Source organism: Anaerofustis stercorihominis (assembly GCF_024623185.1).
In the GTDB taxonomy this organism is placed as follows: Bacteria; Bacillota; Clostridia; order Eubacteriales; family Anaerofustaceae; genus Anaerofustis.
Map to the genome: position 1 here is coordinate 1 of NZ_JANJZK010000011.1, position 23,990 is coordinate 23,990.

Annotated in this window: 27 protein-coding genes; 19 read left to right on the top strand and 8 right to left on the bottom strand. The window is 31.3% G+C overall.

Annotated elements, in window-relative coordinates; all coding sequences use genetic code 11:
- Positions 1-203: 203 nt before the first annotated feature.
- The 3 genes from NSA01_RS07375 to NSA01_RS07385 are packed head-to-tail and all read right to left on the bottom strand — an operon-like array spanning position 204 to position 1,680.
- The gene (locus NSA01_RS07375; RefSeq protein ID WP_257480843.1) at positions 204-1,022 is read right to left on the bottom strand and encodes a MerR family transcriptional regulator; all 819 of its coding nucleotides are present in this window, start codon (positions 1,020-1,022) and stop codon (positions 204-206) included.
- 56 nt (positions 1,023-1,078) lie between these two features.
- The gene (locus NSA01_RS07380; RefSeq protein WP_257480844.1) at positions 1,079-1,480 is read right to left on the bottom strand and encodes a hypothetical protein; all 402 of its coding nucleotides are present in this window, start codon (positions 1,478-1,480) and stop codon (positions 1,079-1,081) included.
- On the bottom strand, positions 1,480-1,680 hold the full coding sequence (locus tag NSA01_RS07385; protein ID WP_257480902.1) for a helix-turn-helix transcriptional regulator: 201 nt from the start codon (positions 1,678-1,680) through the stop codon (positions 1,480-1,482). The genes NSA01_RS07380 and NSA01_RS07385 overlap by 1 nt, the downstream gene beginning before the upstream one ends.
- Positions 1,681-1,854: 174 nt before the next feature.
- Here NSA01_RS07385 and NSA01_RS07390 point away from each other — a divergent pair, with 174 nt between their 5' ends.
- Positions 1,855-2,331 carry a hypothetical protein gene (locus NSA01_RS07390; RefSeq protein ID WP_257480845.1) on the top strand — a complete coding sequence of 159 codons (477 nt, stop codon included), beginning with the start codon at positions 1,855-1,857 and terminating at the stop codon, positions 2,329-2,331.
- A gap of 74 nt (positions 2,332-2,405) precedes the next feature.
- On the opposite strand, the gene NSA01_RS07395 is transcribed toward NSA01_RS07390, so the two are convergent.
- Positions 2,406-2,753 carry a type II toxin-antitoxin system PemK/MazF family toxin gene (locus tag NSA01_RS07395; protein ID WP_007050443.1) on the bottom strand — a complete coding sequence of 116 codons (348 nt, stop codon included), beginning with the start codon at positions 2,751-2,753 and terminating at the stop codon, positions 2,406-2,408.
- 220 nt (positions 2,754-2,973) lie between these two features.
- Here NSA01_RS07395 and NSA01_RS07400 point away from each other — a divergent pair, with 220 nt between their 5' ends.
- The 3 genes from NSA01_RS07400 to NSA01_RS07410 all read left to right on the top strand — a co-directional run bounded on the left by NSA01_RS07400 (position 2,974) and on the right by NSA01_RS07410 (position 8,746).
- Positions 2,974-4,488: a DUF3794 domain-containing protein gene (locus NSA01_RS07400; protein ID WP_257480846.1), complete on the top strand. Its 1,515-nt coding sequence runs from the start codon at positions 2,974-2,976 to the stop codon at positions 4,486-4,488.
- A gap of 77 nt (positions 4,489-4,565) precedes the next feature.
- Positions 4,566-5,381, top strand: a complete 816-nt coding sequence (locus NSA01_RS07405) for a putative ABC transporter permease (protein ID WP_257480847.1) — start codon at positions 4,566-4,568, stop codon at positions 5,379-5,381.
- A 185-nt stretch (positions 5,382-5,566) separates the two neighbouring features.
- Positions 5,567-8,746 (top strand): response regulator, encoded by a 3,180-nt coding sequence (locus tag NSA01_RS07410; protein ID WP_257480848.1) that lies wholly within the window; start codon positions 5,567-5,569, stop codon positions 8,744-8,746.
- A gap of 74 nt (positions 8,747-8,820) precedes the next feature.
- Here NSA01_RS07410 and pepV read toward each other — a convergent pair whose 3' ends face one another.
- Positions 8,821-10,200, bottom strand: coding sequence for a dipeptidase PepV (gene pepV / locus NSA01_RS07415; RefSeq protein WP_257480849.1), 1,380 nt, complete (start codon positions 10,198-10,200; stop codon positions 8,821-8,823).
- Positions 10,201-10,328: 128 nt separating this feature from the next.
- Here pepV and NSA01_RS07420 point away from each other — a divergent pair, with 128 nt between their 5' ends.
- From NSA01_RS07420 to recR, 8 genes are all read left to right on the top strand, one after another.
- Positions 10,329-11,402 (top strand): hypothetical protein, encoded by a 1,074-nt coding sequence (locus NSA01_RS07420; RefSeq protein WP_257480850.1) that lies wholly within the window; start codon positions 10,329-10,331, stop codon positions 11,400-11,402.
- A 68-nt stretch (positions 11,403-11,470) separates the two neighbouring features.
- On the top strand, positions 11,471-11,683 hold the full coding sequence (locus NSA01_RS07425) for a zinc ribbon-containing protein (protein ID WP_257480851.1): 213 nt from the start codon (positions 11,471-11,473) through the stop codon (positions 11,681-11,683).
- Between the two features lie 27 nt (positions 11,684-11,710).
- On the top strand, positions 11,711-12,187 hold the full coding sequence (gene ispF / locus NSA01_RS07430; RefSeq protein WP_257480852.1) for a 2-C-methyl-D-erythritol 2,4-cyclodiphosphate synthase: 477 nt from the start codon (positions 11,711-11,713) through the stop codon (positions 12,185-12,187).
- Entirely contained in the window at positions 12,188-13,594 is a 1,407-nt protein-coding gene (cysS, locus tag NSA01_RS07435; RefSeq protein WP_257480853.1) for a cysteine--tRNA ligase, read from the top strand.
- Complete coding sequence (locus NSA01_RS07440; RefSeq protein WP_257480854.1) at positions 13,576-13,989, top strand: Mini-ribonuclease 3; 414 nt, start codon at positions 13,576-13,578, stop codon at positions 13,987-13,989. The genes cysS and NSA01_RS07440 overlap by 19 nt, the downstream gene beginning before the upstream one ends.
- The gene (gene dnaX, locus NSA01_RS07445; protein ID WP_257480855.1) at positions 13,989-15,926 is read left to right on the top strand and encodes a DNA polymerase III subunit gamma/tau; all 1,938 of its coding nucleotides are present in this window, start codon (positions 13,989-13,991) and stop codon (positions 15,924-15,926) included. Before NSA01_RS07440 ends, dnaX begins: the two co-directional genes overlap by 1 nt.
- A 15-nt stretch (positions 15,927-15,941) precedes the next feature.
- Positions 15,942-16,289 carry a YbaB/EbfC family nucleoid-associated protein gene (locus NSA01_RS07450; protein ID WP_007050431.1) on the top strand — a complete coding sequence of 116 codons (348 nt, stop codon included), beginning with the start codon at positions 15,942-15,944 and terminating at the stop codon, positions 16,287-16,289.
- A 1-nt stretch (position 16,290) separates the two neighbouring features.
- Positions 16,291-16,896, top strand: coding sequence for a recombination mediator RecR (gene recR, locus NSA01_RS07455; protein ID WP_257480856.1), 606 nt, complete (start codon positions 16,291-16,293; stop codon positions 16,894-16,896).
- Positions 16,897-16,922: 26 nt separating this feature from the next.
- Here the strand turns inward: recR and NSA01_RS07460 are convergent, their stop codons facing one another.
- Complete coding sequence (locus NSA01_RS07460) at positions 16,923-17,306, bottom strand: helix-turn-helix domain-containing protein (protein WP_257480857.1); 384 nt, start codon at positions 17,304-17,306, stop codon at positions 16,923-16,925.
- 225 nt (positions 17,307-17,531) lie between these two features.
- Between NSA01_RS07460 and NSA01_RS07465 the strand changes: the two genes are divergently transcribed.
- From NSA01_RS07465 to NSA01_RS07475, 3 genes are all read left to right on the top strand, one after another.
- Positions 17,532-18,011 carry a sigma factor-like helix-turn-helix DNA-binding protein gene (locus NSA01_RS07465; protein WP_257480858.1) on the top strand — a complete coding sequence of 160 codons (480 nt, stop codon included), beginning with the start codon at positions 17,532-17,534 and terminating at the stop codon, positions 18,009-18,011.
- 110 nt (positions 18,012-18,121) lie between these two features.
- Entirely contained in the window at positions 18,122-18,568 is a 447-nt protein-coding gene (locus NSA01_RS07470) for a MarR family winged helix-turn-helix transcriptional regulator (protein WP_257480859.1), read from the top strand.
- Between the two features lie 2 nt (positions 18,569-18,570).
- Positions 18,571-19,416, top strand: a complete 846-nt coding sequence (locus NSA01_RS07475) for a DegV family protein (RefSeq protein ID WP_257480860.1) — start codon at positions 18,571-18,573, stop codon at positions 19,414-19,416.
- Between the two features lie 123 nt (positions 19,417-19,539).
- Here the strand turns inward: NSA01_RS07475 and ispE are convergent, their stop codons facing one another.
- Both ispE and gatC read right to left on the bottom strand, forming a co-directional pair.
- Positions 19,540-20,424, bottom strand: a complete 885-nt coding sequence (gene ispE, locus NSA01_RS07480; RefSeq protein ID WP_117531095.1) for a 4-(cytidine 5'-diphospho)-2-C-methyl-D-erythritol kinase — start codon at positions 20,422-20,424, stop codon at positions 19,540-19,542.
- Between the two features lie 25 nt (positions 20,425-20,449).
- The gene (gene gatC, locus NSA01_RS07485) at positions 20,450-20,734 is read right to left on the bottom strand and encodes an Asp-tRNA(Asn)/Glu-tRNA(Gln) amidotransferase subunit GatC (RefSeq protein WP_207658566.1); all 285 of its coding nucleotides are present in this window, start codon (positions 20,732-20,734) and stop codon (positions 20,450-20,452) included.
- Positions 20,735-20,924: 190 nt separating this feature from the next.
- Here gatC and rplI point away from each other — a divergent pair, with 190 nt between their 5' ends.
- From rplI to NSA01_RS07505, 4 genes are all read left to right on the top strand, one after another.
- Entirely contained in the window at positions 20,925-21,368 is a 444-nt protein-coding gene (gene rplI, locus NSA01_RS07490) for a 50S ribosomal protein L9 (protein WP_257480861.1), read from the top strand.
- 34 nt (positions 21,369-21,402) lie between these two features.
- Entirely contained in the window at positions 21,403-22,776 is a 1,374-nt protein-coding gene (dnaB, locus tag NSA01_RS07495) for a replicative DNA helicase (protein ID WP_257480862.1), read from the top strand.
- Between the two features lie 13 nt (positions 22,777-22,789).
- On the top strand, positions 22,790-23,389 hold the full coding sequence (locus NSA01_RS07500) for a TipC family immunity protein (protein WP_257480863.1): 600 nt from the start codon (positions 22,790-22,792) through the stop codon (positions 23,387-23,389).
- Between the two features lie 227 nt (positions 23,390-23,616).
- Positions 23,617-23,970: a hypothetical protein gene (locus NSA01_RS07505; protein WP_257480864.1), complete on the top strand. Its 354-nt coding sequence runs from the start codon at positions 23,617-23,619 to the stop codon at positions 23,968-23,970.
- The last annotated feature ends 20 nt before the right edge of the window (positions 23,971-23,990 follow it).

The following is a 23,990-nucleotide window of genomic DNA, read 5'->3' on the forward strand; positions in this document are numbered from 1 at the left end:
GAGTTCGATTCTCCTAGGGGTCACCAAGTTAGAATTATGACTACCGATTAGGTAGTTTTTTTATTTTTAAGAGTTTATAAAAATACTTTATTTTATATTATAAGTTAAAATGTGATAATAAATTAGTTATTAGATTTTATTACAAATAAAAATAACTATAAAGTAAAAGATAATTAGATGTAATAGTAAATACAAAAGACTGCTTATAGCAGTCTTTTGTATCTTATTGGTATTTGTAATTCTGTAAGCCATTCATCTTCGCAGTCTTTGTTCCATATCCCGTCTATATAACTAAGCCTCGGATAATCAATTATTTCATAATTATTTTCGTTTATCCATTTAAACAAGAAATTAAATACATTTGAAATACTATCGTAGCTTCCTTTATGCATAGCACTTACGACTTTTACGCTTTCGATTTTTTTAAATTCTATACCATCTACTTCATTACCATAATCCGTTACTGCTTCACAGTATTCGATATTTATGTTTTTCTCTTTGTATTCTTTATCCAATTCTTTTACGAAACAATATTCCGGATTTAAACATTTAAGGTCAGGGTTTTCTTTTTGTACTTTTTCTCCAAGCTTAGGGATTAAAGTAAAAAGTGCATCATAGTTTGGAAGCAGCATTTTTTTAGAGTATACGATACATTTCGGCGTGTTCTTGATTACAGCTTGATATTTCATTAAAACTTCCTCCTCTTTTTCATCTAGAATAAAATTAAGTTTGGAAAGTTTATTGTTTATTTCGATAAGTTCACTTTGCAATTCACTTTTTTTACTGTTTAAGATAAGTCCAATGTCATGCCCGGACATCATTGATTTGATTTCTTTTATTGAAAATCCTATTTGTTTTAATGAGTTGATATAATGTATTTGAATCAGTTGGTTTGTGGTATACAATCTATAGCTTGTATATTTATCCACTTTTTCGGGCTTTAAAAGATTTATTTCGTCGTAATATCTTAAAGTTTTTATCGGTGTTCTGCAAAGTATTGAAAATTGACCTATCTTGTACATAACTTTCCTCCCTAACTAAATTCTATTCCCTCCGGTTACGGGAGAGTCAAGAGGTTTTAGTATTTCTTTTTATAATATAAGTAAGATCCTAAATATAAAATTAATATTATTACCATTGGAATACTTAAAAATATTGATATTTCCTTATATTCCATAAGTCCTGTTATAAAGCATCCGATCGCAAGTATATATATACTTAAATTTAAAGTCATGGATTTTGCACTGTTTTCTATAAATATTAGTCTTTCGTCTTCAAATTCGTTTATCATTGCTTCAAATTTTTCTTTATTTTTTTCTTTTATTTTATAACTTATTAGTAATATTAAACTACATAATGAAATCGAAGTCGTAAATCCCATGATGTAATAATTTTGTTTTATAATACTAAATATCAAGAATATAACAGCGGTTAAAAATAAAATTATAAATAATTTCTTCATATTGTTGTATTTCTTCATTATTCTTCCTCCTCAAAAATAAAAACATCCTCTATAGATAAATCAAATACTTTTGCAATTTTATATGCAAGCATTATGGAAGGGTTATATTTTCCATTCTCTAAAGATATTATCGTTTGTCTGGATACATTTAATTTTTTCGCCAGTTCTATTTGTGTCATTGAATTTTTCTTTCTTAGTTCATTTATTATATTTTTAATGGTATTTCCCTCCTTATTTATGATGTTAAGTATACTTTACATTTTTATAATACAATATAATAGATAATATGTCAAGCATGCTTTACATAGTTTTATAATAATAATTTAATTATCATATAACTTAAAAATAATAAAGGGGGCATATACTTACTTAACAAACTAGCGGAGGGCATAATGAAAAGAGTAAAGATATTAATTATGATACTTTTAATTATGGGGTTATTTACAGGGTGTTCTAATTTAAAATCAGAACATGTTGATTTATCAAATATAACTGTAGATAATATAAAAATTGGCACTGATATAAGTAATATAGATTTTTCAAAATATACCAAAAGCAATAAGTATTCGGGGGACTATAGATATAAGTTTGATGAACTTTTATTAAATACAAATAAAGACAAAGTATCGTTTATATTCACTAGGTTAGACGAAAAGAAAACTGAATTTAAAATTAATTCTAAGGGGAATATTAAAACCATAAGTGATGTTACAAATATTCTTGGAGCGGATTTTAAAGATGTATCTCAGGATAAGGAGCAGTCGCTGAGAAAACGTACTTATTATGATAAGATCAACAACATAAAAGCAGATTTTATTTATCTCGATTTGGATCAGAGTATTTCCTGGGTAGAAATATATTATGCATAATATTATTTTGATTTAATATAATTAAATAATCAAAAAAAGACAGAATATCATCTGTCTTTTTAAGTTTAATATAATTACTGAAACATTCCAAAACTTATAGAAAGCCCTTCGTTTACTTTATTCATCGTACTCATATCCACGTGACCTATTTTTTCTCTAAGTCTTTGTTTATCAATTGTTCTGATTTGTTCAAGAAGTATCACACTGTCTTTATTAAGTAATTCGCTGTTTGCCGAAAGGGAAATATGTGTAGGTAATTTTGCTTTATCCATTGATGAAGTTATTGCCGAAACAATAACTGTCGGACTGTGTTTGTTTCCTACATCATTTTGAATAATAAGGACAGGTCTAAGCCCCCCCTGTTCGCTGCCTACAATAGGGCTTAAATCTGCGTAATAAATGTCTCCTCTTTTTACACCCATATTTCTATACTCCAATTTTAGCTATATTTTAATTTATTTTGTCTTTTTCAAATTTATAAGGTTCATATTATAATATTTGAAAAAACTTAACTATGTTACTAATAAAATATTTGCCATGAATAGAAATTTTTATACATTTATAATTTAAATTTTTGTAAATAAGTAATATTTTCCTTTTATATAAATATATTTTACAAGGAGTATATTTAGGAGGATTAAAATGGAATTTGAACAAATGGTAAAAAAGATAAATTTAACTAGTAAAGAAGACAATATCGAAGTAGTCACAGAGGTATTTGAGAACGTTAAGATATTAGATAATATGTCTAATATAGAAAGAATATTACTTAGTAATACCGAAGCGGTAATAAAAAATATTTCCCTTAAAAACGGGAAATTTGTTTTAAAAGGGGTACTAAAGCTTAATATTTTATATTTGGGCGAAAACGAAGCTTTAGCATCAGTAGATAAGAATATTGAATTTTTCGTTAACCTCGGCGAAGGGGAAAAATGGGATAAGATATTTAACTTAAGGGCTAGTATTGCAAGTATAGAAACGAGAGTCATTAAAAAAAGAAGGATAGAAGTAAGTGCGAATGTTAAAATAAGCGGAGTCAGTATAATTCCCGAAGATATAAACGTAATGAGCAATAATAATATAGGTGGTCTTGAAATAAAAACCAACACCGATGTATGTTCGGTATTTGATTTAAACAGTACCAAGGAGACTTTTACATTTAAAAAAGACGTACCTTTATCCGACAGCGTAAATGTTTTATTTGTATTTGCAAAACTCAGAGATGTCAATACAAACGCTTCGGGGGTTGGCGTATTATACAGTGCTAAAGTAGAGGTCACATTGATTTATAAGATTGGATTTGAAGATGACAGTGATACAAAAATTGAAAAACTAATTTATCCTATAAATCATTTTATAGAAAAAGATCCTAAACTGAAATGTGATTATTATAATATAGTTCCAAGCGTAGAAAGTGTGAGCGGAGAATACGTTATGGATGATGAAGATTCGTATATCGAAATAACTATGGAACTGATTTCAAGTACACTTTTCTGTGAAAAGAAAGAAGTAAACATTATTGAAGATGCTTACAGTACAAACAGAAATACTCTTCCTGTTTTAAAAGAACATAGTATCGTAATGCTCGGAAGTGACTTTGAAAAGAAAATGAAAATAAGTAACAGCAAGACTTTGATTGATACCGATATGATCGGCGGTGTTATCGGTGATATGGAATATGTAAAATTTGATTACTCCGTTGAGGAAAGTATACTTTCCGTAGAGGGCAGTGTGGTTACTCAAGTAGTTACATATATAGATAATGACAGCAGATATTATGTCGACACTATAAATGTGCCTTTTGAATTAAAAGAAGAGATAAGCGGCGGAGAAAATCTTGATTTGTTCGTAGATGTAAATGTGAATAATCTTGTGGTTACAAGTTTAAATCAGACTATCAGCATTGACGGTGAGGTTGTCGTAAGCGGATATATGTTTGATACAAAGGAAGTAAGCGATATAGCTTCAATAGAAAATATTGAAGCCGAAGAGGAAACCGTAGACAGTATTAAGGTCAAAGTATATTATAAAGAAAAAAATGAAAGCCTTTGGGATATAGGAAAGAAAAACCTTATAGCGAAAGAAGACATTTTAAAGATGAATGACTTTGAAAGTGAAGAAGATGTTTTGGAAAGCTGTCCGTTGATAATAAAATAGGTATGACCGATTTATTTACTTTTTGATATTATCTTGATATAATATGTCATAATTTAACGCTATAAGAGGTAACTTATTTGGGATATACGATTTATGAATATTTATGTTTTTTTATGATATATAGTTTTTTAGGCTGGGTAACGGAAATAATCTTTCAAACCATAAAAGAAGGTCATTTTATCAACAGAGGATTTTTAAGGGGGTCGGTGTGTCCGATATACGGATTTGGAGTATTACTGGTAATATATTTTTTAGAGCCCTTAAAATCTAACTTGCTAATATTATTTATCGGTTCTGTTATATTTACCACATTGCTGGAATTAGCTACGGGGTTCGTTTTGGAAAAAATTTTTTCAATAAGATGGTGGGATTATTCAAAAGAAAAGTTTAACTTAAATGGTTATATATGTCTTGGCTTTTCGATTATATGGGGGCTTGCATGTGTATTTGTTATAAATATCATTCATCCTTTAATATATACTTTTGTTACGTTTATTCCCGCGAAAGTTGGGCTTATAGCAGTTATTGTATGTTCGGTAATATTTATTTTAGATACGATCCTTACTGTGGCTACAATACTTAAGTTCAAATCCAAACTAAAAAGATTATCTCAAATCGGCGATAAACTCCTTGAATTTTCAGATGGGATTGGTAAGCATATTTCCGATGAAACCCTGATTGTTGCCGGCAAAACCGATAGGCTAAAAGAAGATATATATCTTGAAAAGCTTGCATTTAAACAGCTTAGTGAAGAAAGAAAAGATATAATTGAAAATTATTTGATGAAGTTCAGATATTTAAGTTATTTAAAAACGCATCCTAAAATTCAAACATCAAAGTACAGAGATTTACTTGATGAAATAAAAGAGAATATCAAAAAAAGAAAGCAATAGATCTTGCTTTCTTTTTATTTATACTAAAAGCTTTTGATTGACACCTTTTTAGAATGAATATATAATTTAATTAATAGTACGTTTTATTAATTATTTATAATTTTTATACTACTATGATTAAGTATAAAAGGAAGGTAATTCCAATGCCAAATAAAATAAATAATGAATTGTTTAGTCCCGAGTGAATGAGTGAAGTATTATCTACTTCCAAAACAGGACTTTGGATGATGTCAATAGACATGAAAAATAATATTAATAAAATGTATGGCGAAGATGTTATGCTCGATTTGCTCGGACTTAAAGAAGCTTTGGAACCCGAGGCTTGCTATGCCCATTGGTATGATAGGATAAATGAAAGTTATCTCGACGATGTATGGGAAGCTGTTGAAAAAATAATAACAACAGGAAAGCTCGTTGAAGTACAGTATCCATGGAATCATCCCATTTTCGGTGAAATTTATGTTAGATGTGCAGGTAAGGTAGAGAGTGAAGATAATGGTGTTTACACTATAAAAGGATATCATCAGAATATCAGCGATTTAAGAAACTTAAAAGAAGATATTTTAAAAAAAGAGCAAAGACTGAAAGAAATAGAAGAAGAGAAAAATAGATATAATGATTTATTGCAGTCCGTTTTATGCGGAATCGCTCAGTATAAATATATAGACGGGAAAATTCAATTTAAAAGAATAAACAGAGAAGCTATAAAAATTCTTGGTTATTCTGAAGAAGATTTTTATAAAAAGAAAATTTGGACATTAGATGATATATATGTTAAGGAAGATAAAAACAGAATTTCCAAAGAAAATAGTAATTTAAGGAATGCAGGGGATAAATCCATTATTTTTGAATGCAAAATAAAACGTCCAAACGGAACGACTTGCTGGGTTCTTAGAAATGCACAGATAATATTAGATGAAAACGGCGAAAAAATTATCCAAAGTGTTTTCTTGGATATTGATAAGCATATAAAAGCCGAAAAAGAAAACAGGGAACTATCCGATAAAATCGCAGCAAACAATGCTCTTCTTAGGGTTTCTATGGAAAATACAAATATATGTGATTTTACATATTATCCGGATGAAAAACTATGTGTCATGCCCAAGCGAACCAGCGAAGTTTACGGATGTAAAGATAGATATGATAATATGCCCAAAGATTTTGCAGAAGAATATATAGATAAAGGCTATTATGATGATTATTACAGAATGTATGATGATATTCACAAAGGCAAAAAAACCGCCGTTTCTATTTTTAAGGCAAAAAACAGAGATCTATGGTGCAGGGTCACTTTGTCTACGGTTAGGTTTGATGAAAGTGGTAAACCTAAACTTGTGGTAGGTATTGTAGAAGATGTTACCAAAGAAAAATCTACGGAAATTCAAAATATTGAACTTAATGCAATAAGTGAGTTTATGATACGTTCGGATTATGAATTTTTAAGTATAGTAGATTTGGATAAACAGCAATATTCAATAAAATATTCAGCATTGGAAGATACTATGTTAAAGCCTATAAGTTATAAACCGCAAATTGATAAAGGTCTTCGTGACGATTGGGTTTATGATGAAGACAGAGAAGAGTATAGAAGACAAATGAGTCTTTATAACATATTAGATGAATTAAACAGCGGAAAAGAAATGATAAACGTTTATTTCAGATCGAACCAAAACCCTCCTAGACATAAAGAATGCAGAATATGCTATTTTGAAAATAATAAGAAAATACTTATAACACTTCGTGATATTCATGATATGATACAAAAAGAAGAAAACAATAAAATAGCACTAAAAGAAGCTTACGAATCAGCGGCAAGAGCAAACGAGGCAAAGAGTGAATTTTTATCAAGAATGTCTCATGATATAAGAACGCCTATGAATGCTATTTTTGGTATGACTTCTATAGCAAAAAGTAATTTAAATAATCCGGTTAAGGTACTCGAGTGTTTGGATAAAATCACAATTTCCAGTGATCATTTATTAAATCTTATAAATGAAGTTCTCGATATGTCTAAAATCGAAAGCGGAAAACTTTCATTGACATCGGAAAAAATAGATTTATTACACTTGATAGAAGATGTTGTTACTATAATTTCTCCTGATATAAGTAAAAAGGAACAAAATTTATCTTTAGATACGTCGGGAGTAATTCATTCTGATGTCATTAGTGACTCGTTAAGATTAAGGCAGGTCCTTTTAAATATCTTATCAAATTCTATGAAATATACTCCAAAGGGCGGAAATATAGAATTAAAAGTTAATGAAGTAAATTCTACTTTAGAAGGTTATGGCAGATATGAGTTTATTTTTAAGGACGATGGTATCGGAATGGATGAAGAGTTTATAAATAAAATTTTTGCTCCATTTGAAAGAGCCGATGACAGCAGGATAAATAAAGTCCACGGCACAGGACTGGGAATGGCGATTACAAAAAGTATAGTTGATTTAATGTCCGGAGATATTATAGTAGAAAGTAAAAAAGGCAAGGGCTCCAAGTTTACGGTTATAGTAAATATTAAACTTCAGGATGCAAGTGAAATATATAATAAAAGATTTATAGATAAAAATATATTAGTAATAAGTGATGATAGTAATTTTATAAATGATATAAAAAATATATTGGAAAATGTAGAGTTAAACGTAGAAAATATCAGTTCAAAAGAAAGATTATTATATATATTCAAGGAAATAAGAAATAAAGAAAAATCCTATTTTAATATTATAATTGATTGGGATTATAAAGATATAAACAGTGTTGAGGATATAAAAAATATAATAGAAATAACAAATCATAAGACGCCTATTACCGTTTATTATAACGGAAAGTGGACAAATAAAGAGAACGAGGCAAAACTCGCAGGTGTTTCTATGTTCAGCTCCAAACCGGTGGTCAAATCAAGGGTTTTGTATCAGCTTGATTACTTCCTTAAAAATGATGTAGATAAGGATAATAGTAATAGAAATATAAAAGTAGATTTAAGTACAAAAAGAGTTTTACTTGTTGAAGATAATGAACTTAATATGGAAGTTGCAAAAGAACTATTAAAAATAACAAAAGTTGATGTAGATACTGCTGAAAATGGTAAAGTAGCTTATGAAAAAATAAAAAATATAAGTCCAAACCATTATGATTTAGTGTTTATGGATATACAAATGCCTGTAATGAACGGATATGAGGCAACTAAGAAAATAAGAAAATTAGATAGAGACGATGTAAAATCTCTTCCTATCATAGCAATGACGGCAAATGCATTTTTGGAAGATATAAGAGCCGCAAAAGATGCAGGGATGAATGAGCATATCGCAAAACCATTGAGTATAGAAACATTTGTTAATACAATGGAAAAATATTTAAAAGACCGCTAGTAATCAGCGGTCTTTTTATTTGACGGGCACTGCGCCTGCTTACGCAGATTCCGCGCCCTCTTTATATTCAATCATTATAATTTTAATAGTTTTTCAAGTGCTTTTACATAAACTTCCGTAGCTGTAAGTAAGGTAGAAACTTTAAATGTTTCATTGCTTTGATGAGCATTTTCATCGTCGTCCGGAAGCAGTGCTCCAAATGCAACTACATTATCGAATGCTCTTGCATAAGTTCCTCCGCCAAGTGTATATGGTTTGTTTTTACTGTCTCCGGTTACTTCTTCATATGCACTTTGAAGAGTTTTAACCAAAGGAGAATCCGGCTCAACATAAAGAGGAGCTTTATGTTCTATTACTTCGAACTCATATCCTGTTTCACTGAATGACTTCTTAAGTATATTAAATACTTTTTCAAAATCTTCTGTTAATGGATAACGGATATCTATGGTTAATTTCAATTCTCCGTCCTTTGCTTCCACCACTCCTGTGTTTAATGTAAGAGGTCCGTATTCATCTTCCATTTTTAGCCCGCAGTTTTCACCCAGATAACCCTTTCCTATAAGATCGTTGTAATTATTTACTAAGGTATTATCTTTCATTACAGAGCCTAAGAATTCCATTAAATAGCTTCCTGCATTTTTACCTTCCCATGGAGTTGATGCATGGGCAGACACCGCATTGAGTCTGAGTGTTATTTTATTATCTTTCTTTTCTAAGACTTCTCCTGTTAATTTATGTTCATTTATATATTCATAAAATTTTTCTTCGATATCAATATCGCTGTTGTTTTCTAATGTAACGATCATTTTAGGGATAACTACATTTGCGGCTTCCCCGCCTTTTAATTCTATTATTTTTATTTTTTCATCATCTATGTATTTACCTTTTATATTTATTTGGCAGATACCTTTTTCTCCGAATATTACAGGGAATGCTGCGTCGGGAGAAAATCCCATTGTTAAGTCTTCTTCAACTTCTTTGTAGTGTTCCATACATTTAAATCCTGTTTCTTCATTTGCACCAAATATTACTCTTATTCTTTTATTGAGTTTTGTGCCCATGTCCATAAGTACTTTTACGGCATACAGTGAAGCTATAACCGGCCCCTTATCGTCATTTGCTCCTCTTGCGTAAATAACTCCGTCTTTTACTACGGGGATATATGGATCGCTATCCCATCCGTCACCTTCAGGGACCACATCAACGTGTCCCAAGATACCTATTAAATCTTTGCCTTCTCCGACTTCTGCATATCCGCAGTAGTTATCTAAATTTTTTGTTTTAAATCCCAGTTCTTCAGCTATTTTAAGGGCTTCGTTAAGCGCTTTGGCGGGACCTTCACCGAAAGGCATTCCTTCTTTTGGTTCTTCCTCAACACTTTTGATGCTTACCAGTCTTTTAATATCGTTTACCATATTTTTTTCATATGATTTTACTTTTTCGTTTATATTCATTTTTATCCTCCAACTATCTCATGAATTAATAACATTGTATCACACGTAAATTATAAAGCAAAGTTTTTATTAATAAAAGAAATGGTAAAAGAATACATTTAAATAAAGACTTTTTAAAGGAGAGAGATGTGAAATTACAATGCTTACATTTTAATAATAGGAAGCTCTACAGTTATATTACTCATTTCGACAGTGAGTATTATTTATTTTGTGAAGACGATGAAAATGATATTTATTCTTTGGTAAAATATGATAAAGAAAAGTCAATTGCCAGGGATATTCTTGTGTTTGATAACTACTTTGATTTTAAAATAGATGACTACGACAAAAGTATATATATTATGGGTAGAATGATGAATAAACTCGCCGTTTATAAAATCAAGAAAAATGTCATCATTCATGTTTTTGATTTTAAAATCAAGACTTATGATAAAATCATAGATTTTTTTGTAATCAAGGGATATGTTTTTTTCTATTTAAGATCGGTTGATTACAGTGAGCTTGTACTATATATGTATGATAAAAAAGATGATTTTATATTAGTTGAAGACATAGTTTTGAAAAATTTATTGAATGCTCCCTTGCTTTTCAGTGATGAAAACAGAGATATAGTTGTTATAGAAGAATTCTACATAAAAAACTTTTTTACTTCTTTTGATTTAAATGATGAAAATAATTTTAAAAATAATATTTATTTGATACCTCTAAGAGAACTTATACATAGTATAGTAAGTAAAAAGAATATTTTTTATGATATTTTAAGGTCAAATAAAGGTTTGAATTATATAACAATAATAGGACAAACAATTAATGAAGTAGTTTTATTTTTATCTAAACCATTTTATGAAAATGAGATTTTATATTATGATGTTTTAAATGGAAAAATAAGTAAAAAAGTTAAAACAACTAATATATTTTTAAACAGCATTAATCTAGGTAAAGATATATATTTTAAAGCTACCAATAATTATGATAATGAAATAATTTATGATAGTGAAATAAATAAAGTTTTTTCGTGGCAAAAGAATGATTTGCTCAGTGCATTTATGTTTCTCGGAGAGGTTGAAGGAAGGTATTTGGTATTTAAAAAAGAAAATATTTACGCACTTGAAAATGTGTATAATATTTTTGATAAAAAAAGCGGATTTACCAAAACTTTTTCTTCAAAACTGGTTATTATAAACGACGATATTCTTCTTTAACATTAAGAAAAAAATAAATTTATTTTTACATCATAATATGATAAACTATAGGAAATGGGGTAATTCGTATGTCAAAAGAATTTGTTGTAGAAACATATTTATTTTGTGAAAATTGTTTAGAAGATACGATGCACAGAGCCGTTTATAAAGATGGGGAAATAGTAAAACTTACATGCCTTCAATGCGAAAATGAAATCATGCTTCATAGACCTTCACCTCGCATAAAGAAAGAAAAAGGCTTTACTAAATTTTTTACAAGACTGCTTGTGCCGAAATCGTAAAAATAAAATAAATAAAGAGGTAAAAAAATGCGTATAGGATTTGGATATGATGTTCATAGGCTGGGTAAGAATGAAGATCTTATCTTAGCCGGAGAGAAAATTGATTATCCGGAAGGGCTGATAGGACATTCCGATGCGGATGTTTTGGTTCATGCTTTAATGGATTCTATCCTTGGCGCACTTGCTTTGGGCGATATAGGAAAGCATTTTCCGGATACTGATGATAAATATAAAGGCATAAGCAGTATGCTTTTATTAAAAGAAGTTTGTAATCTTATTGATAAAGAAGGTTATGAACTTTGTAATGCTGATGTCACGCTGGTCATGCAGGCACCTAAAATAGCACCTTATATAGAAAAAATGCGCGAAAATATTTCTTTTATTATGAATACTCCTGTTAAAAACATAAGTATAAAAGCTACCACGGAAGAGAAACTAGGTTTTAGTGGCAGAAAAGAAGGTATAAAAGCCTACAGTGTATGTTTGCTTAAGGAGAAGGAATAAATGAAATTATATAATACGTTAACGAGAAAAAAAGAAGAATTTGTACCTATTAATGAAGGGGAAGTAAATATGTATGTATGCGGTCCTACCGTATACAACTTTTTCCATATCGGAAATGCCAGACCCTTCATTATTTTTGATACTTTGAGAAGATATCTTGAATATAAAGGCTATAAAGTCAATTATGTTCAAAACTTTACTGATATCGATGATAAAATAATCAATAAAGCAAAGGAAGAACATACGACAAGCAAGGCGGTCGCTGATAAATATATAAAAGAATACTTTACGGATGCCAAAGGGCTTGGTATAAAAGAAGCTACCGTTCATCCTAGAGTAAGCGAATGTATATCGGATATCATCGATTTGATAAGCGATTTGGAAAAGAACGGTTACGCTTATAATGTGGACGGAAACGTATATTACAGAGTAAGCAAATTTGAGGATTACGGAAAGCTTTCAAAGAAACCTATCGATGAACTTGTTTCGGGAGCCAGAGTCGAGGTGAATGACGAAAAAGAATCTCCGCTGGACTTTGCTCTTTGGAAAAAACAAAAAGAAGACAGTGAGATTGCATTCGATTCTCCTTGGGGAAAAGGTAGGCCCGGATGGCATATAGAATGTTCAGCAATGAGCAGAAAATATTTAGGTTCAACTATTGATATCCACGGAGGAGGAGAAGATTTGATTTTCCCTCATCATGAAAATGAAATAGCTCAGTCCGAAGGTGCTAACGGTAAAGATTTCGTACATTATTTTGTTCATAACGGATATATAAATATAAACAATGAAAAGATGTCTAAATCTAAAGGTAACTTCTTTATGGTAAGAGATATTGCAAAGGATTTTGATTTGGAAGTCGTAAGATTATTTATGCTGTCGGCTCATTACAAAACCCCTGTAAACTTTTCATTTGATATATTAAAACAGACAGAGAGCGGTCTTAACAGGCTATATAATACAAAAGAAAATCTTTTGTTCTTACTTGACAAGGTAAAAGATGAAGAGTTAAAAGAAGATGAAAAAGAATTTATAAGTGCTCTTCCAAAATACAGAGAAGAGTTTAAGGCTGCAATGGAAGATGATATAAATACTGCAAATGCGGTAAGTACCATTTATGAACTCAGTAAAGATATAAATTCAAATGTAAATGAAAACTCATCTAGAGAAATGATAAAAAAATCTTATGATATGTATATGGAGCTAAACGGAGTTTTGGGCTTACTTACAAAAGAAAAGGAAGATGAAATCCTTGAAGATGAGATCCTTGAACTGATTGAAAAAAGACAGGAAGCAAGAAAGAATAAAGACTTTACTCTTGCGGATAAGATAAGAGACGATCTGCTTGATAAAGGAATAGTTTTAAAAGATACCAGAGAAGGTGTAAAGTGGCACAAAGAGAAATAGATAATAAGAAAGATATTTTATCTATTGGAAGCAAGGAACTTGCTTATCTCGGGGACAGTGTCTACGAAGTAAATATAAGAAAGACATTAATCAGGCTTGGTATAAGAGGCGTAAAAGACTTGAACAAAATGAGTATGAACTACGTCTCTGCCCTTTATCAAGCCGATATTTTTTCTTTTTTAAAGGATTATTTAACCGAAGATGAAATGAAAGTAGCCCTAAGGGGAAGAAATACAAAAATTAAACATTCATCAAAGAGTGTAAATATTTCTACATACAGACTTGCTACGGCTCTTGAATGTGTTTTCGGATATCTGTATTTACTCGATGATATGGATAGGATCAAAGAGCTTATGGATAAAATATTTGAGTACAAAAAGGCAGAGGTAATATAATGAGCTACACTGTTTTGTATCGAGAATTCAGACCTAAAAATTTTGAAGAGATTATAGGTCAGGACAATATAATTAACATTTTAAAGAATCAGATAAAAAATGATTCTATTTCTCATGCCTACCTTTTCAGCGGTATAAGAGGAACCGGAAAGACCTCTACAGCAAAAGTGTTTGCTAAAAGCATATGCTGCTTAAATAATAAAGACGGCGAAGCCTGCAACGAGTGTGCTTCATGCAACGATATCAATATCGGAGACGGTGCGGATATAGTTGAAATAGATGCTGCTTCAAACAGAGGTATCGACGAGATAAGGGACTTAAAAGAAAAAGTAAATTATATGCCTAACTTCGGCAGATATAAAGTTTATATCATCGATGAAGTCCATATGCTTACGACAGAAGCCTTTAATGCGCTTCTTAAAACTTTGGAAGAACCGCCTTCCCATATAGTATTTATATTTGCAACCACGGAACCAAATAAAATATTACCTACTATATTATCTAGATGTCAGCGTTTTGACTTTAACAGGATAGACAGCGAAGTAGTAGTAAATCATCTTGCCAATATACTTAATAAAAAAGAAATAGAGTATGAAAAAGAAGCTTTGGCGCTTATTGCACTCAACACCGAAGGTGCTTTAAGAGACGCTTTAAGTTTACTCGATAAAGCTATTTCCGTAGTGAAAGACAATAAAATCACAAAAGAAATAGTAGATGATATATTAGGTTTAATAAGTGATGAGGAAATATTCCTTTTAGCTAACGGTATCCTTGAAAATGATGTAGATAAGAGCCTTAATGCTATACATGACTTTTTAAATAAAGGAAGAGAAGTCGGAAGTATAATAACTCAGCTTATGGAATATTACTCCAATAAAATAATAGCTGTAAATGTTAAAGAGCCCGAGAAGATAATAAATAAAAGCAGTACGTATATTGCTTCTTTAAGAGAAAGTTTTAATGGTCCTAAAGACAGTAAAAGGATAAGTGATATTTTATATTCTCTGGCTAAGCTTAAAAATGACATGAGGTTTTTCAGCGAACCGGAATTTTTATTTACCGCAAAGATAATAAATCTATGTTCGGGTGAGACAGATAATACTTTTGATACTAAAATCAGTGAAAATACTTCTGTAAATATTGATAACCAACAAATCGAACTCTTGAATGATAGGATAAGGTCTCTTGAGAGAGAAGTAAACAGTTTATCTTATTTAAAATCCGAAGTCGAAAAAATTAAGAATATGGATTTTTCCGGCGGGGTTATTCCTGTCAAGGAAGAAGTCATAGAACTCAAAGATAAACCCAAAAAGACGACACCTGACAGTAATGAAATCGTGGTTGATAAAAAAGATATCAAAGAAGCTGATAAGATTTTATCTCTCACACAGCGTTATATAATTAACAGTGCCAAAGATCCGCTTGTCGGTATGAGCGTAAATAAATTTAAAGTCGTCTCTCTTGAAGGTAATGTGCTTACTGTATATCCCGGTGAAGCACTTAATATGATGGACTTTTATTTTGACAATGACGGAGATAAAATATTTAAAGATATATTAAAAGAGAAGTCCGGCAGAAATTTAGATGTTGTTTATATTGACAAAAAGATAAAATTAAGATATAAAAATGATAGCAGTAAAAACAGTCTTAAAAGTTTAAAAAAAGATTTAAACATTAAAAATGATATCAAACCGGAACCGGAAGTAACTTCGAATACTCCTGTAAAAGAGGATGAGGTAGTTTCTAAAGCTTTGGAAAATGACAATATTGCTTCTGATTACAATCTTGACGAGATCATGTCGAGCAGCGAAGAAGAATATATATCGGATGAGGAATTATCGCAAATCAGTAATGAGATAGTTGTGGATGATATCATGGATGTAGAAGAAGATTATGATGCATCGATAATGGAAATATTCGGTGCCAGTGAAGAATAATGGAGGTAAATTTAAATGGCTAAAGGAAGAATGAATGGAATGGGCGGCGGCAATATGCAGGGTATGATGAAACAAATGCAGAAAATGCAGGCTGATATGGAAAGAATGCAGAAGGAATTGGAAGAAACAAATTATGAAGCAACAAGCGGCGGGGGTGCGGTTAAAGCCGTTGTAAGCGGAGAAAAACTTGTACAGTCTATAGAAGTAGACCCTGATATGCTAAAAGAAGAAGATGCCGAAATCATATGTGATATGATCGCTGCTGCCGTAAATGAAGCTTTAAATAAAGCGTCAAGCGATGCGAACAGCAAAATGGGTTCTTTGACGGGAGGACTTGGCGGACTTAATATTCCGGGATTATAAAATGAGTGTTTATTCTAAACCTATACTCAATTTAATAAACGAACTTTCAAAACTTCCCGGTGTAGGGAGGAAAACCGCAAGCAGGCTTGCTTATTATATAATCAATATGGAGCAATGCGATGTGGATAGTTTATCCGAAGCTATCAAAGTAGCAAAGAAAGAATTAAAGTATTGTTCTATTTGTTACAATATAACGGATAAAGATCCTTGTGATATATGTTCAAGTAATAAAAGAGATAAATCTACGATATTGGTTGTAAGTGAGTCAAAAGACCTTATAGCCATTGAAAAAACAAAAGAGTATAATGGGCTTTATCATGTCCTCGGGGGGGTTATATCTCCTATGGAAGGGATAATGGTAGAAGATATAAGGATAAAAGAGCTTATAAGCAGGATAGGCACCAGTGATGATGTTGACGAGGTCATACTTGCCACAGGTTTTAACGTAGAAGGTGAAACTACCGCTATGGTAATCAAGAAACTTTTAAAGCCTTTTGATGATGTTAAGGTCACAAGGATAGCCAAGGGGCTTCCGCAGGGGGCAGACCTTGAGTATACCGACGGAGCTACACTTGCAAATGCAATCATAGGAAGAAATGAAATATAAAAGAATCGTCTGATATCAGGCGATTCTTATTTTTTATCCAGTAATATGAAAAGTAATTCTTTTTTATCTTCCACACTCCAGCTTTTATAATCCTGAAACGCAACCATTGTAGAATCCTTTAGAAGATTTTTAAGAGTAAGGTTTAAATATTTTTCATCATTTAATAAACTTTCATCCAGAGAAGTATAATTATCCTTGCTTTTTTTATTGTCTTCTCCTTTTGTTATATAATCAACACTTACATTAAATATTTCGCTTAATTTATTTGCCATTTCAGCAGATACTTTTCTGTTTCCCTTTTCGTACATGCTAATTGTGTTAGAATGAACTCCGAGTTTTTGTCCCAGTTCCTGCTGTGTTAAACTATTATCTTTTCTAAGCTTCCTAATTCGATCTCCTATAGTATCCATTTTACTTCTCCGTATATGGGATTTATTATTTATTTTCTTTTATCCACCTTAATAATATCACAATTTGTTATTATTTTCAATACAGAAATCAACTAATTGTGTGAAAAATATCAATAAAATCACACAAAATGAATAATTTCGCTTGACAATCACACATATAGTGTGATAATCTACAAGTGTAGAAAGAACGTTCGATTTAGTAATGATTGTTGCAGGAGGCTTATTATGAAAACAGATTTATATAAACAAACAGAAAAGAGATTATATGATTATCCTTTTTTGATTAAGAGGATTGAAATGATACAAAAGAGGCTGGAAGAGCTTGAACCGGCCTCTCTTCCCTCAAGGTCGATTTATATCGCGACTAATTCAAATAGGATATATAATGATTTTGTCGCTGCGGAAGCTACAAATATTGCGGATTTTAAGATACTTCTTCAAAAAGAGTTAAAAGAAAAGCAATCACTTGTTTTTGAAATAGAAAAAGCTTTGGAGTGTCTCACGGATTTGGAAAGAAAAGTCATTGTCATGAGATACTTCAAAATGCAGAGGATGACTGAAATAAGTGATAATCTGGGATATTCAAGAGAATATGGAAGCAGAGTCAGGAAGAGAGCCGTGAATAAAATCGGAATGGTTTTATGGGGCGTGACCAGTGAAGAAATGGATGAAACAAGAAATAATAACAGAAATAAGAAAAATTGATTTATCATAGACTTTGAATATTTTCAAAGTCTTTTTTTATTTGACAAAGTATATCAATTTTTATATAATAAGACCTAATTGTTTACTTTGTGAACTAATTTGGAGGGTATATGGAGACTGTAAGTGAAGATTTTTTGGATTCATGGATAAATCTTTCAACAATATTAAGAAATAAAAGGTATATGGTAAACTTATCTTTTAATGAGGGTGTATTATGCCATATTTTATATAAAGAACTTACAGTTCAAAACAATAAAAAAGGGCTTGCGATAAAAGAAATATGTGTAAGAACCGGTTTACTTAAGTCACAGATAAATAAAATAATAAACGGGCTTGTAGATAAAGGGCTTGTTAAAAGAACAAAAAGTGAAGAGGATAAAAGAGTTATTTATATATCCTTAAACGAAGATAAAATTGATGTATATAAAAAAGAGTATAATGCGATTTTAAAGCTGATAGATAAGCTGGTATATAGTTTGGGAAAAGATAAGGCTAAGAACGCGACCGATATTTTCAATGAGATATCAGGGTATGTCGGTTTATTGCATAGGAGGTAAATATGGGAGTAAGAATATTAACAGATTCATCATCGGATTATGAACAAAATGAAATTAAAGAAAAGGGCATATTATTCGTACCTATAATGGTTTCTTTTGATGAAGAACATTATTATGACGGGGTGGATATTGATAAAGATACTTTTTATGATAAATTATTGAATACCGATATTTTCCCTAAGACCGCTCAGCCTGCACCGAGAGAATTTCTTAAATATTTTAATGAAGCCAAAGAAGCTGGAGATGATATAATAGCGATTTTACTCTCAAGCGGTTTAAGCGGAACGGTTCAGAGTGCAAATATTGCAAAACAAATTGCAGATTATGATAACATATTCATCATTGACAGTGTACATGCCGTAACGGGGGTAAGATTATTGGTGGATACCGCCGTGAAGTTAAGAGATGAAGGTCTAAGCGGTAAAGAGATATACGAAAAACTATCTTATTTGGTTACGAAGCTTCGTTCCGTGGTAATGGTAGATACTTTGGAATATCTACATAAAGGCGGAAGGCTCACAAAAGCTCAGGCTGCTTTGGGAGAGGCAGTAAATATGAAACCAATCATAAGTATTGACAGTGAAGGTAAGCTTTTTATGAAAGATAAATCACTTGGTAAAGCCAGAGCTTATAAGAAAATGGTAAAAGAATATCAAAAAATAGACAGAGATATTAATTATCCCGCATATTTCCCTTATTCAAACGAGAAAGAAAACTGTGAAGAACTTATAAAAAGATTAAAATCAATAGATAAAAATATAAATGAAAATGATATATATAATATAGGACCAACAATTGGAGCTCATTTAGGCAGCGGAACGTTTGGGTTTACTGTGGTAGAAAAATAAAAGAAAGTCTAATGACTTTCTTTTTTAGTATAATGATATTATATTAATTATATTTAATTATTGATTACATCAAAAAATGTATTTATAAATAAAAAACATCGGTACTTAACCGATGCTATAAATTTATCTTAATTCATATGTAAGAAGTGAATTATCGCTTTCTGTAAAATTTGTTAAGAATACTGTATTATATTCTTTGAAAAATTCTTCATATGCATATTGTGCTTTTTCAAGACTGTCAAATAAAGCAAAGACACTTGGTCCCGAACCGCTCATTTGTACACCGACCGCGTCTAATTTTTCAAACTTGTCTTTTATATATCTGATTTCGGGATACTTTTCTAAAACAAAAGGTTCAAAAACATTTATAAGTCCTTTTTTAAGTTTCTTTTTATCAGAGTTCAACAGTCCGTTCATCAAAGCTGTGAAATCCGGTCTTTTTAAATCAGTGGCATTATCAATAAGGTCATATGCAAATTTTGTACTTACACCAAAATCGGGTTTGCATAGTACGATATAACTTGGGATATATGGATAAATAGGTCTTATTTTTTCACCGATCCCCTCACACATACCCGCTCCGCTATGGATCAAAAACGGGATATCAGCACCGATCTTTCTTCCTATTTCACATAACTGATTTCTGCTTAAGCCAAGGTCATAGATTTTATTGTAAGCAATTAAAGCCGCTGCGCCGTTTGCACTGCCGCCTCCAAGACCCGCACATACAGGTATCCTTTTTTCTATATGCACAGATAATAAATCTCTGTCACTTTTAAGTTTGGAGATTTCTTTTATGCATTTATATACTATGTTATTTTCGTCTCTTGGGACTTCGTCATTATTGCAGGTAATAACAATTTTTTCTGATTTTTCGAATGTTAGATAATCGTAAATATTGATTGAATGCATTACTGTTTTAATATCATGATAATTATCTTTTCTTTTACCCACTACATCCAATCCAAGATTGACTTTTGCGGGTATCTTGATTTGTAATTTATCCATGTTTTACCTTCGCTTACTTTTAAAATTATAACATCTTTGGTACGTTAATACATCTGCCGTCTTTATCCGGTGCATTTTGTAAAGCTTCTTCTATGTTAAGTCCTTCTTTTACTTCATCTTCTCTGACTACATTTTCAAGGTCTAATACATGTGCTAAAGGTTTTACGTTTTCAGTGTCTACATTATCTAAAGATTTAGCGTATTCAAGTTGCTTTGTAAGAGTATCTCTGTATGCCTCAACATCTTTTTCGTCTATATCAATCTTGGCAAGAGATGCGGTATATAGTACATCTTCTTTACTTACTTTCATAATATACTCCTTTATCCTATGATTTATATTATTCTATATTTTACTTTTTTTGGATTGAATAGTCAAGGAAGTATCTGAAACTAACCTTTAAATCTATTTATATTAATGTTTTCTTAATCAAAAACCATTATAATTTTAATATAAACTGTGCTATAATGTTAAATAATTAATACAGTATGGAGGATTAGACGTGAAAGTTATATTACTTGAAGATATAAAAGGTATAGGTAAAAAAAGAGAAATCAAAAATGTAAAAACCGGATATGCAAATAATTTCTTACTTAAGAATGGTAAGGCAGTTGAAGCGACAAAAGCAAATATAGAAAAACTGGAAGAAGAAATAAGGCTTGAAAATGAAAATAGAGCTAAATTGATTGAAGATGCTAAGAAGGCAAAAGCAGACCTTGAAAAAATATCTGTTGATTTAAAGGCAAAATCTGGACCTGACGGAAAGCTTTACGGTTCCGTTACATCAATGGACGTGAGTGATGCAATAAAAAAAGCAAGCGGAGCAGATGTTGATAAAAGAAAAATAGTAATGGATAACATCAAAACCGAAGGCGAATATAAGGTAAAAGTAAAACTTTTTGAAGATGTCGAAGCGATGGTTAAAATCAACGTAGTAAGTGAATAATTAAAATAGATAGTATTGAATAAGGAGTCGGGAAGTGGCAGATAAACTAAGCTTAAAAGTTATGCCCCATAACAGTGAAGCGGAAAGATGTGTTCTTGGGTGCACATTGATAAACAGTGAAACTATAAGTGTAGTAAGAGAAGTTTTAAGTGTAGATGATTTTTATGATGACCAGCATAAATGGGTTTATAAATCAGTTTTGGCTCTTTCGGACAGAGGTAAAGCTGTAGACGCGCTTACTCTTTCAAATGAACTTAAAGAAAATGGTGTATTTGATAAGATTGGCGGTTATGAATTTTTAACTAAAATAGGTGACAGTGTAGTATCGACAAATAATATAGAGCACTACTGTGATATCATAAAAGAGAAATCTATAAGGCGAAGGCTTATAAGGGAGCTTGGAGATGTTATAGATAAATGTTATGCAAATGAAGATGATGCTTCTTCAATGATAGAAAAAGCTCAAAAGTCGGTTTATGATATTTCCATGGATAATAATACAACTGATTTTACAAAACTATCGGATGCGGTCAGTGATGCCGTTAACGAACTCAACAGGATTCAAAAGCTGGATGAGAAAGTCATAGGGGTTCCTTCCGGTTTTGAAGCGATAGATGATATTACATCCGGATTTCAAAAAGGAGATCTTGTACTTATTGCCGCCAGACCTAGTATGGGTAAGACCGCACTTGCTGTTAATATAGCTCAAAATGCCGCTATAAGACATAAACAGGCTGTAGCCATATTTTCACTTGAAATGCCTACAAAACAGCTGGCTAACAGAATTATGTCCGGAGAAGCGGAGGTCGATTCTTCAAGACTCAGGATAGCTAATATATTCCCAAGCGAGTGGTCAAGCCTTTATGATATGGTAAGGACTATAAGAGAAAATGATGTAAAATTATTTATCAATGATACCTCAGGTATTTCCGTGGGAGAGCTTAGAAGAAAGTGCAGAAAACTTAAAGCTACTGAAGGCTTAGATTTGATTATCATAGACTACTTACAGCTTATGACCATAAATGAAAGAGTTGAGAGCAGGCAGCAGGAAATTTCTACTATTTCAAGGACACTAAAAGGAATAGCAAAAGAACTTGGATGTCCTGTGATTGCACTCAGTCAGTTATCCCGTGGACCGGAAGCAAGGACAAATAAAAGGCCTATGCTTTCAGACCTTAGAGAGTCGGGGGCGATTGAGCAAGATGCCGACCTTGTAATGCTTTTATACAGAGATAAATATTATAACCCTGAGAGTGAGGATGATTCTACGGAAGTTATAATAGCAAAACATAGAAATGGTAGTGTTGGAACTGTTAAGCTTAAGTTCCATGGAGAATACACAAAATTCATCACTGTTGAAGATGATCCTACGAGTTCTGAAGCATATAGTGATGATAATTTAGTATAGGAGATGAAAATAAATGAGAGATATTTTTGAAAAGGACTTTATTTTAAGAGTGCTGGTTCCTCTAGCGGGTACAATGCTGGTTTCCGGAGTGCTTTACATCTTAGGTAATGTATTTCTTATTCTTGTCGCTCTTATTGTATTTGCTGGACTGTTTTTCTTCACAAAATATTCAAAAGATAATCTTGAAGAAGAAATATATTATGAAGAAGAAGATACCAGCCCTATTGAGGAAATAAGAAAAGAAATCAACAAACCTGTGGATTATTATGAAGAATATGATTCAGAACCCGTAAAACCTAAGGTAAATACTTATGATAATATGCTGGATGATTACGGCTCTGCACTTTTGAATGTAGAGGATGAAGATGGGGAAGCTCTTCATTTTGAAAAAGCATCGTCTTTAACTCAGCAAATCAGGACCAGTGTAGATGAAGATTACCCTGAACCTGTTAGAAGAAGCGAGAAAAAAATAAGTAAACCAAAGCAAAAGAAAAATGTAAATGTGGTTTCCAGATCCATGAATAATATAAAAAGGAAAAGGGAAGTCCCTGTTAAGAATGAAATCAATTATGATGATGATTTTGAATTTGAATATGGTTCTTATGACGAATAAAATATTATAATTTCACTATTACATTAAAAATTTAAAATATGATACAATTTAAAGAAACGCGTAGCTTTATGGTGCAAATCAGTTTGAAGTTATGCGTTATTTTTTATTTGGAAGTATATAATTGGGAAATAAAAAATCATTTGTACGTGGATTTTCAATGTGTTTTATTATGGTATTTATGATGAATTTATTGGAGACATTTATAAATATGGGTGAGGTCAGCTGAAATGCATTTTTGTTTGAGCTTTAGGACTTTACCTTTTGTATTCATAGCTGCTTATCTTATTCAAAATTTTGCGGTAGGGAAACTAAAAGATAAATGGATAAATTTTTTCTTCAGTGAAGAAGAAAGCGAGTATGCATTTATGTTATTTAATGGGATTTTTATTTTTACGGTAATGTTCATTATCATGACTGTGGTCGGCGCAGTAATTGCGGGGGATTATGTAAATGAAATATTAAGTAATTATTTTTTGATATGGACGAGGAACTTTTGTGCGGCATTTTTTATAAATATTATTCTTGCGGGACCTATCAGCCGATTTGTAGCAGCAAAAGTAAATAACTTATTTAACGAATAAAAAAACACCTAATTGGTGTT